The 8,758-nt window shown below is 55.7% G+C and carries 12 protein-coding genes; 8 read left to right on the top strand and 4 right to left on the bottom strand.

The window, feature by feature from the left end:
* Positions 1 to 264, bottom strand: a 264-nt coding sequence (locus F8N85_RS32155; RefSeq protein ID WP_150802186.1) for an IS110 family transposase, incomplete at its 3' end; no start/stop codon positions are given.
* A 428-nt stretch (positions 265 to 692) separates the two neighbouring features.
* Between F8N85_RS32155 and F8N85_RS32150 the strand changes: the two genes are divergently transcribed.
* The 5 genes from F8N85_RS32150 (at position 693) to F8N85_RS32130 (ending at position 4,694) form a co-directional block, all read left to right on the top strand.
* Positions 693 to 1,331 (top strand): LysE family translocator, encoded by a 639-nt coding sequence (locus tag F8N85_RS32150; protein ID WP_150807452.1) that lies wholly within the window; start codon positions 693 to 695, stop codon positions 1,329 to 1,331.
* Positions 1,332 to 1,440: 109 nt separating this feature from the next.
* Positions 1,441 to 2,790 carry a GGDEF domain-containing protein gene (locus tag F8N85_RS32145; RefSeq protein ID WP_150807451.1) on the top strand — a complete coding sequence of 450 codons (1,350 nt, stop codon included), beginning with the start codon at positions 1,441 to 1,443 and terminating at the stop codon, positions 2,788 to 2,790.
* A 182-nt stretch (positions 2,791 to 2,972) separates the two neighbouring features.
* Positions 2,973 to 3,140, top strand: coding sequence for a general stress protein (locus tag F8N85_RS32140; protein ID WP_150807450.1), 168 nt, complete (start codon positions 2,973 to 2,975; stop codon positions 3,138 to 3,140).
* Positions 3,141 to 3,200: 60 nt separating this feature from the next.
* On the top strand, positions 3,201 to 3,701 hold the full coding sequence (locus tag F8N85_RS32135; protein ID WP_150807449.1) for a DUF4142 domain-containing protein: 501 nt from the start codon (positions 3,201 to 3,203) through the stop codon (positions 3,699 to 3,701).
* A gap of 84 nt (positions 3,702 to 3,785) precedes the next feature.
* Positions 3,786 to 4,694: an SDR family oxidoreductase gene (locus F8N85_RS32130; RefSeq protein WP_150807448.1), complete on the top strand. Its 909-nt coding sequence runs from the start codon at positions 3,786 to 3,788 to the stop codon at positions 4,692 to 4,694.
* Positions 4,695 to 4,746: 52 nt separating this feature from the next.
* On the opposite strand, the gene F8N85_RS32125 is transcribed toward F8N85_RS32130, so the two are convergent.
* The gene (locus F8N85_RS32125; protein WP_150807447.1) at positions 4,747 to 5,157 is read right to left on the bottom strand and encodes a low affinity iron permease family protein; all 411 of its coding nucleotides are present in this window, start codon (positions 5,155 to 5,157) and stop codon (positions 4,747 to 4,749) included.
* Positions 5,158 to 5,354: 197 nt separating this feature from the next.
* Between F8N85_RS32125 and F8N85_RS34730 the strand changes: the two genes are divergently transcribed.
* Together F8N85_RS34730 and F8N85_RS32120 are read left to right on the top strand one after the other, a co-directional pair.
* Positions 5,355 to 5,498 carry a hypothetical protein gene (locus F8N85_RS34730; protein WP_191636310.1) on the top strand — a complete coding sequence of 48 codons (144 nt, stop codon included), beginning with the start codon at positions 5,355 to 5,357 and terminating at the stop codon, positions 5,496 to 5,498.
* A gap of 482 nt (positions 5,499 to 5,980) precedes the next feature.
* Entirely contained in the window at positions 5,981 to 7,063 is a 1,083-nt protein-coding gene (locus F8N85_RS32120; protein ID WP_150807446.1) for a type I restriction endonuclease, read from the top strand.
* Positions 7,064 to 7,267: 204 nt separating this feature from the next.
* On the opposite strand, the gene F8N85_RS32115 is transcribed toward F8N85_RS32120, so the two are convergent.
* The gene (locus tag F8N85_RS32115; RefSeq protein ID WP_150807445.1) at positions 7,268 to 7,675 is read right to left on the bottom strand and encodes a type II toxin-antitoxin system HicB family antitoxin; all 408 of its coding nucleotides are present in this window, start codon (positions 7,673 to 7,675) and stop codon (positions 7,268 to 7,270) included.
* 34 nt (positions 7,676 to 7,709) lie between these two features.
* On the bottom strand, positions 7,710 to 7,892 hold the full coding sequence (locus tag F8N85_RS32110) for a type II toxin-antitoxin system HicA family toxin (protein ID WP_150807454.1): 183 nt from the start codon (positions 7,890 to 7,892) through the stop codon (positions 7,710 to 7,712).
* 388 nt (positions 7,893 to 8,280) lie between these two features.
* On the opposite strand from F8N85_RS32110, the gene F8N85_RS32105 reads away from it, so the two are divergent.
* Positions 8,281 to 8,667 carry a hypothetical protein gene (locus F8N85_RS32105; RefSeq protein ID WP_150807444.1) on the top strand — a complete coding sequence of 129 codons (387 nt, stop codon included), beginning with the start codon at positions 8,281 to 8,283 and terminating at the stop codon, positions 8,665 to 8,667.
* Positions 8,668 to 8,758: the final 91 nt, after the last annotated feature.

Raw genomic sequence — 8,758 nt, 5'->3', positions numbered from 1 at the left:
GGCTTTGGTCTGTGCAGGATTGACGACGCAGACCCGATAGCCCTTGTTGTACAAGAACTCGGCCAGCGCTTCATGGTAGATGCCGGTGGCCTCCATCACGATCAAGGCTGAAGGCTCGACATGCTTCTGCAGCCAGGCGTGGAACTCCTCGAACCCCTTGATTGCATTGGCCAGCTTGGCTTTGGTTTTATGTTTGCCGTTAGGCAGGTATTTGGCGATGTCAAAGGTGTGTTTAGCGGCGTCGACGCCAACATAATCGGACATGATCGTCTCCAATTGGATCAATTGTGATCATCACTGCACTCTGTCCAACCTTGCGAATGCGGGCTCTCGCCAGAGACGGGCCCAAGATACCGTTCGAACTATACGAGTGAGTGTGGAGGGTTGGAGCACGATCTACGTCGCAGGCTCTAGGCCTAAGGAGCTGCACGGCTTCCAGATCCCTCCCTCGATGATCAGTCGAGAACTATCGCTCCTGGCGGAGCGATAGTCGAGATACAAGGAGCTGCCGCAGGCTGCGATCTTTTGATCTTTGCGTCTCGTGAGGTGCCAGCAGCATCCTTATGCCGGAATGAAGGTCTTTGCGGATTCATGAGCGCTTGCCGGAAGGTATCCCGCAATCCGCCTGGCTTGCGCTAGAATCCGGGCGGTTCGCCCGCCAATTGAGGCATGGCGCTTGCTGAGAATCCTTGATGACACCCTCTCTGCTCCTGGCCGTACTGGCATCCGGCTTCATCTATGGCATCACCCCCGGGCCAGGGGTGCTGGCGGTATTCGGTATTGGCGCGGCCCACGGACGACGTGCCGGGGCAGGGTTTCTTTGTGGGCATCTGCTGGGCGATGTGGTCTGGTGCAGCACCGCGCTGATCGCCATCGTCGGTGCGCGGGAGATCGGCAGCACGGCGTTTGATGTGCTGGGTGTGCTCAGTGGGCTCTACCTTTTCTGGCTCGGCGCACGGGCGATTCGCGCCCGCCGCGACAGCACCGAAACGCCCCAGGGCCCTGCGCGACAACCGTTCTGGCACGGCATCATGTTTGGCCTGACCAACCCCAAAGCCTATCCGGTGGCCGTGGCGACCTTCACCGCGTTGCTCTCCAGCCGTGCCGAGTTGTTGAGTTGGTCGATGTTGCCGTGGCTGATCTTCTTGAGTTTTGTTGGCGGGCTCGTTGCATACGCTATTCTCATCGCAGTGGTCGGCGCACGGCGAGTGCGCAGGGTGTACCAACGGCATGAGCTGGCAATCACCCGGGTTTGCGGGGTAATGTTTATCGGTTTTGCCATCAATGCCTTGCTGCATGCGGTGCCGGGGCTGTTAGCGAACAAGACTTGAGGCTGACTGCAGGGCTGCGGCAGCAAAAAAAACTCACCGGCGACCGTCGTTGATCGGATCGAAGGATTGATACTCAGCGCTTCAACTTTATGGGCAGTATCGATTCCTGATGGCAAGCAAGAACTCTGCGCCGCTGGCGAGCTACATCGACCTGTTGCTGGATGCCGTGTGTGCGGTTGATGCCGAGGGGCGCTTTGTTTTTGTCAGTGCCGCTTGCGAGCGTATCTTCGGTTACATGCCGGAAGAGCTGATCGGTCAGCCGATGATCAATCTGGTGCATCCCGCCGATCGCGAGCGAACCCTCAAGGCTGCCCGGGAAATCATGGACGGCCAGCCCAAGCCGAGTTTCGAGAACCGCTATCTGCGCAAGGACGGGCAAGTGGCGCACATCATGTGGTCGGCGCGCTGGTCCGAAGTCGATCAACTGCGCATCGCCGTGGCCCGGGACATCACCGAGCGCAAACAGGCCGAGTCCAAGCAGGCAGCGCTCTATGCGATCTCTGAAGCGGCGCATGCCGCAGAGGATTTGCTGGCGCTGTTCGAGCGTATCCATCGGATCATCGGCGAATGGCTGCCGGCGCTGAATTTCTCCGTGGCACTGTACGACGAACAGTGCGGGCACATCAGTTTTCCCTACCATGTCGACGACCACGAGCAATGTCCGGAGCCCGCGGGTACGGCCACCGGCAGCCTGTGCGCCGAGGTGATTCGCAGTGGCCAGCCGATCCTGCTGACCCCCGATGATTACGGTCCGCTGCCCGAGTTTCTGGAGCTGATTCGGGGGCAGGATTCCCCGTGCTGGCTGGGGGTGCCGCTCAATTCACAAAAGGGCACCATCGGCGCGCTGATTGTCAAAAGCACGCCTGGTGGCGAGCGTTACACCGAGCAGGACAAAGAGTTGCTGCAGTACGTATGCGCGCAGGTCGCGGCGGCTATCGAGCGCAAACAGCTGCATGCCCGGCTGCAGTACATGGCGCAGTACGATCAATTGACCCGTCTGCCTAACCGGGGATTGCTCCACGAACGGGTGAAAGCGTCATTGGCACGAGCCAGAAAAGAGTCCGGGCGCATGGCGCTGTTGTACGTCGACCTCGACAAGTTCAAGCAGGTCAATGACACCTATGGGCATGGGGTCGGCGACCTGCTGCTGCAAGCCATCGCCAATCGCCTCAAAGGCTGCGTGCGCGAAACCGATACGGTGGCGCGCATCGGCGGCGATGAGTTCGTGGTCCTGCTCGACAGCATTCAAGAGGCGCAGGATGCCAGCACCGTGGGCGATAAAATCCGCCACGTGCTCGACCAGCCACTGCGACTGGACGGCCACAGCCTGCGTGTCCAGCCAAGCGTCGGCATCGCGCTCTACCCCGAGCACGGCAGTGAAGAAGAACAGCTGTTCAAGCACGCCGACGAAGCAATGTATAAGGCCAAACGAGCACAGCGAATACTGGCCCTGAATTAAATCGACAGGCGGTTCCTGTACCAGTCCCATTCAACGCCAAAGCCCGATCATTGATCGGGTTTTGCCGTTTTTAGGCACCGTTCGTCGCAGCAGACGCAACTTTTCTAAACCTTTGTGGCCGTAAAAATTCAGATTCTATGCGGGCCTTGCTCGCTGAATCATTCATAAGAGGAAGAGAAATCATGCCTACCTCAAAAAATCCGAACATGGGAAGCACCCCCAATGACCGTAACAAGGCCTCTGAAGCCGGTCGTAAAGGCGGGAAAACCACAACTACAAACGTCGATAAAGAAAAAGGCGAAGCCGGGCGCAAAGGTGGTCAAAACAGCCCAGGCAGTGGCCGCAGCTAGTCAGTGAATGAGAGGCGGGGGCGCAAGCTCCCGCTTGAATTTTTTAAGGAGGCACCCCACATGAGCCGGATAACCAGCCGATTGCGCACCGCCAGTTTCGCCGTGCTGCTGGGACTTGGCGCCAGCAGTGCCTTTGCCCAAACGCCTGCCGAATTTATCAACGAGGCTTCTGCCAAAGGTATCGCCGACATCGAAGCCAGCCGCTTGGCGCATCAGAAAACCTCTTCCAAAGCTGTCAAGGACTACACCATCCAGGTGATCAACGACCGCACCACGGCCAACCAGCATCTGGTGAAAATCGCCAAGAAACTCGAGCTGCCGATCGCTGGCAGAGAAGAGGTAGTGAGCAAGGCCAAGACCCTGATGCCGGATGTCCAGGAAGGCGAGGCGTTCGACGAAGCCTATGCCGCCAGTCAGGTAAAAAGCACCGAAGAGGCCATCCAGCAGCTGCAACAGGAAGCCCAGACCAGCCAGGTGCCCGAAATAAAAGCCTTCGCCGAAGAGACCCTGCCCAAACTCGAAAACCATCTGCAGAGGGCCCGGGCCTTGGCCAGCCGGTAACCGCTCGCCGGGACGGCTTGACCAGATTTCGCAGGTTGGCCGGGCTCATCTGCGCGCCAACTTGCCCTCTCAAGGAGACGCACCATGTCGACTCGCCGAGAACCCAATCAATATGCGATGCAGAACCCGCTGACCCAGTATCCGCAACCCGAATTCCCCGACCAGCCGCAGCCTGCGCCCGGTATCGATCAAGACATGATCCCGCAACCCGATCACGGCGAAAAAAGTTACCAGGGCTTTGGCCGTCTCGCCGGGCGCAAGGCGCTGATCACCGGTGGTGACTCTGGCATTGGCCGTGCCGCGGCGATCGCCTTTGCCCGTGAAGGGGCCGATGTGGCGATCAACTACCTGCAGGTGGAGGAGCGGGATGCGCGTCAGGTCATCGAACTGATCGAAGCCGAAGGGCGCAAAGCCATTGCCATTCCAGGCGACATCCGCGACGAAGAATTCTGCAAAAAACTGGTCAGCACGGCTAATGAAAAACTCGGCGGTCTCGACATTCTGGTCAACGTGGCCGGTAAACAAGTCGCGAAAAAAGATATCGCCGAGATCACCACCGAACAATTCGATGCCACGCTGAAAACCAACATCTACGCGATGTTCTGGATCTGCAAGGCTGCGCTACCGCTGATGCCGGCTGGAGCGACAGTCATCAACACCGCGTCGATCCAGTCTTATGACCCATCGGGCACCTTGCTCGACTATGCCACCACCAAAGCGGCAATCGTCGCTTTCACCAAGGCGCTGGCCAAGCAAGTGATCGAGAAAGGGATTCGGGTCAATGCGGTCGCCCCCGGCCCGATCTGGACCGTGCTGCAACCCAGCGGCGGCCAGCCCCGGGAAAAGATCCCGACCTTTGGCGCCCACACCCCGATGAAGCGCCCCGGTCAACCGGCTGAATGTGCGCCGCTGTATGTGCTTCTGGCCTCGCAGGAATCCAGCTACATCACCGGTGAAGTCTTCGGTGTGACCGGTGGCAATCCGCTGCCTTGAGCAAGGGTAAGATGAGCCTGCGAGTCGCCTGAAGCCGCTCGCATGCCGCTGATCAGCACTGATTCAAATCCTGTTTTGGCTGTTCATCGGGGGCAGTACCTTTCAGCGACATCGCTTCGTCTTCACCCATTTTCCGGTACTGCTTTCTCAGCGCCTCCAACTGCTTGAGGTCCAGCCCCTCCAGACCGAGCATCGCGTTTTGCGCATCCTTGGTGACCCGCAGTAATTCATCGACCTTCAGGTGCAGGATATCGGTATCGCGGTTTTGCGTATTCTGAATCAAGAACACCATCAGGAAGGTAATGATCGTGGTGGAGGTGTTGATGATCAGTTGCCAGGTGTCATTGAAATGGAAGATCGGGCCGCTCAGGCCCCAGAGAAAAATCAGGCTGATTGCGCCCAGGAAGGTCTTTGGGCTACCCGCCCACAAGGCCAGAGTCTGTGAGATTTTCGCGAATTTCATTGCCGTATTCCTTATTGGGATGCGCCTGATTTTCAGACAGCGACGGCTACGCGAAATTTCTTCTTACAAAGCGACATTCAATCAAACGGGAGAGTTTTTTCATCACTCCAACGCCTGTCGCCTAACGGATAGATAGTCGCAACCATTTGCCTCCATGCCAGGTCACAATTCAAAGCCCCTCACCCTGGAGCACCCTCATGAACATAGCCCGAACCCTCTGCCTGACCTGCTGCCTGTTCGCCCTGCAAGGCTGCTTCGACAACTCGGATAACGAAACCAAAGACAACACCGACGGCAGCAAATCCTCGGTGCAGATGCAGGAGTCGGGTGATGATAAATAAGTGGACGGCAGGGGCGAACGGCTTCTGGCGTAGCACACAACGCCAAGGGATTTACACAACCGTAAGAATCCTTCGCTCAACACGGACAAAGGGATATAGGGATATAGGAAAAGCAGCGTCAAGCGCATACCTGTAGTGAGGGAGCTTGCTCCTGCCTGCCTGCCGGTCCGCGCTCGGGCGCAGCAGTTGTCAAAACCTGCTGATGTGTTTTATCTGAAACATCCCCGATGTCGGTTTTTGGGTCGCTTCTCAACCCAGCGGGAGCAAGCTCCCTCGCCACATATTTCACTTGGCTGAAGAATCGCGCTCACTGTTAATGGGCCGCTAGCGGCCTCACCGTCACGAGAAGCTCGTGGGAAATCTATGTTTCTTTTTCTATATTTCGCCGGATTCTTTCTTTGTAGCCGTTTGTGTCTAGTATCCAAGAGCAGTCAATTTGCCATCATGCTCATATACGGATCGGAACAGGTAAGAGGGAACTCATGGAATTCTTCGAAAAACTAGCAAGTCTCGCCGCCAAGGTTCGTCTGCAAGGGGCCGCGATCAAGACGGAGGAAGCGACTAAAAATGCGTTTGTCATGCCTTTTATCAGTACTGTATTGGGATACGACGTCTTCGATCCGACAGAGGTGACCCCAGAGTTTGTTTGCGATGTCGGGACGAAAAAGGGAGAAAAAATCGATTACGCGATCATGAATGGAGGAGAGGTCCAGATCCTGATCGAGTGCAAGAAAATCGGCGAGCCACTGCATATCAATCACGCCTCGCAGTTGTTCCGTTACTTCCATGTCACCAGCGCTAGAATCTCCATTCTCACCAACGGCCAGGTCTACAAGTTCTTCACCGACCTGGACGCACCCAACAAAATGGACGAGAAACCCTTCCTGGAACTCGACCTCCTCGACATTGATGAATATTCCGTTCCTGAGCTGACGAAGCTGACCAAGTCAGCGTTTGACGTGGATTCAATCATCAACGCCGCAGGCGAGTTGAAATACGTCAGCCAGATCAAAAAAGTGATTGCTTCCCAAGTCAGCAAGCCTGACGACGACTTCGTCAAAGTCTTTGCTTCACGGGTGTACGACGGTGTCATCACCCAGAAAGTCCGGGAGCAATTCCATGAGTTGACGAGAAAAGCGCTCGGTCAGTTTCTTAATGATCAGATCAATGACCGCCTCAAGTCAGCCATGAGTGGAGCCCTTCAGCCCACGTTGTCTGCACTTCCCGTTTCTGGACCAAGTGCCTTGGAAGCAGAGGCGCGTGATGAAGCAGAGAGGGTTCTGACCACTCTTGAAGAGCTTGAGGGGTATCACATCGTCCGCGCGGTGGTCCGCTCAGTCGTAGATGCCAAGCGCATCGTGCAGCGAGACACACAAAGCTATTTCGGTATCTTGCTGGATGACAACAACCGCAAACCGATTTGCCGTCTGCATTTCAACCGGACACAGAAGTACATCGGAATCTTCGACGAAGAGAAGGTTGAAACCCGGCATCCGATTAGCTCCATTGATGAGATCTACGAGTATTCAGACCGGTTGAAAAAAACGGTTGGGTATTACGAGTAAGCGCTGCTGCGTCGTTGGTTCAACCGGCCATTCAAGGCCGGTTTTTAGATTCTCAGATCCCTGAAAAACATGATTCGAGGCTAAACACGGTCGGCGTAGGCTGTAGCCTGCAAAGAACTCAGGGTTGTCATAGATGTTTTGAGTCATTGCAGCGCTTTCATTGTTCGCGGTCAGTGCCTTACAGCGTTCCAGGAAAAATGGCGTTCAACCCTGCTGCAGCACCTTCAACGCTGCTGAGGCGAGGAAGCCTGAGCGGCTTTTCTCTTCCGGGTGGTGCAGCACGTATTCATCTATACGGTTCAGCAGATAGCCGGGCAGTGTGATGTTGAGTTTTTGGGCTTTGCCAAGGTATTTGGTCACATCGATATCAACCACAGCCCAGGTGCAACCTGCATATTCCGGATTGGTTGCATGAACGGTGACTTTGTTGGCCGGCGGAATTTGCGCTCCGTCTTCAGCCAGAATTTCGAAGTGGCCTTCAATGGCTTCCCGGGCCATGGCCATGGCGTCATCCAGGTCATCGCCGGCCGAGAAGCAACCGGGGATATCCGGCACTTCTACACCCCAGGCGTGTTCGTCATCGCCCATCGAGATCGCAATTGGGTAAAGCATGTTCGTTGTCCTCCTCGGACGGTGTGCAGCCGCTTCAATAGAGCAGGGCCTGTTTCAATATGCTGGTGGCCGTCTTTTTCAGTAGATCCTTTTTCGGGTGTGGGATCGTCACCACTCCGGGCTTCGTGGGATGCTTGAAATGGTGATGACTGCCTCTGACCCTGACCAGATACCATCCATCCGCGACGATTTGGCTTATCAAATATCGGCTATTCACATCACCTCCATGTGGTGTGTAGGTGGTTACTATACCCACTTAAATTATCCTATCAACACTATAACCACCGAAAACTTGATGGATGCCGATAAGGGTTAAGGTCGAAGTGTAAGGAGGCATGGAGGAAAGGCGTCTCACCGCCATTGAATTCTGTGTTTCTGAATCCTTCCAGGTAGCGCCCAGCTGCCGAGCCGCATTCCAAGTCCCTTCCTCAATGGTGTCGATGCCGCGCAAGTAATACTCGAGGTTGAACAGGTGCTGACGCAGACTCAGTTATTTTTTTGCCATGGCTGGTTGTCACAAAGAGAAGGAGGAGGGGGTGGCAGCGTCCACTGCACCTGCCTAGGCTCCAGCAAGCTTCCACAAGAAACATAACCTGAGGTGCGCCATGAATCTGAAAATCTTGAGCTACACGGTGATAGCCCTGGTGCTGTCAGGTTGCGTCTCTTCGGGTGGTGCTCCGACAAAACCCGTCCCACCTTCTGCCAAGGCTCTGAATGACGCTCAGATCCGAAATGCTTTGATCGGGAACAAGCTCAACAATGTTCAAAAACCCACGTCGATGAGCTTTAACGCTGATGGAACGGAGATCTTCCAGCGCTCTGGCGCGAAACCTCAAACGCTATACTGGACAGTCAATGACGGGGTTCTCTGCTTCGCGGCAACGGGACTCCGTACTGAGTGTTATCGGGTGAAAGCAGATAACAAAGATTACTGGTTCGTTGAGCCAGACAGCGGAAAACCGCGTTATCAATACACCCTGACTCCCCAGTGAGGCGGTAAGGATGGCGGGAATTTTTTCGGCAGCTTTGCGGTGATTGCCCGAATGAAATCGGTCTACCCGTCAGCACAAAGAATCAAACCGA

Source organism: Pseudomonas fluorescens (assembly GCF_902497875.1).
Taxonomy (GTDB): Bacteria; Pseudomonadota; Gammaproteobacteria; order Pseudomonadales; family Pseudomonadaceae; genus Aquipseudomonas; species Aquipseudomonas fluorescens_BR.
The sequence above is the reverse complement of the archived record's forward strand: the minus strand, read 5'-3'. Positions and strand labels throughout refer to the sequence as shown.

What these genes read in the sequence shown, in the direction of transcription:
- F8N85_RS34730 (WP_191636310.1), top strand. Translation starts at nt 5,355, where the DNA reads ATGAACATAGCCCGAACCCTCTGCCTGACCTGCTGCCTGTTCGCCCTG.
- F8N85_RS32115 (WP_150807445.1), bottom strand. Translation starts at nt 7,675, where the DNA reads ATGCTTTACCCAATTGCGATCTCGATGGGCGATGACGAACACGCCTGG.
- F8N85_RS32140 (WP_150807450.1), top strand. Translation starts at nt 2,973, where the DNA reads ATGCCTACCTCAAAAAATCCGAACATGGGAAGCACCCCCAATGACCGT.
- F8N85_RS32125 (WP_150807447.1), bottom strand. Translation starts at nt 5,157, where the DNA reads ATGAAATTCGCGAAAATCTCACAGACTCTGGCCTTGTGGGCGGGTAGC.
- F8N85_RS32105 (WP_150807444.1), top strand. Translation starts at nt 8,281, where the DNA reads ATGAATCTGAAAATCTTGAGCTACACGGTGATAGCCCTGGTGCTGTCA.
- F8N85_RS32130 (WP_150807448.1), top strand. Translation starts at nt 3,786, where the DNA reads ATGTCGACTCGCCGAGAACCCAATCAATATGCGATGCAGAACCCGCTG.
- F8N85_RS32120 (WP_150807446.1), top strand. Translation starts at nt 5,981, where the DNA reads ATGGAATTCTTCGAAAAACTAGCAAGTCTCGCCGCCAAGGTTCGTCTG.
- F8N85_RS32150 (WP_150807452.1), top strand. Translation starts at nt 693, where the DNA reads ATGACACCCTCTCTGCTCCTGGCCGTACTGGCATCCGGCTTCATCTAT.
- F8N85_RS32135 (WP_150807449.1), top strand. Translation starts at nt 3,201, where the DNA reads ATGAGCCGGATAACCAGCCGATTGCGCACCGCCAGTTTCGCCGTGCTG.
- F8N85_RS32145 (WP_150807451.1), top strand. Translation starts at nt 1,441, where the DNA reads ATGGCAAGCAAGAACTCTGCGCCGCTGGCGAGCTACATCGACCTGTTG.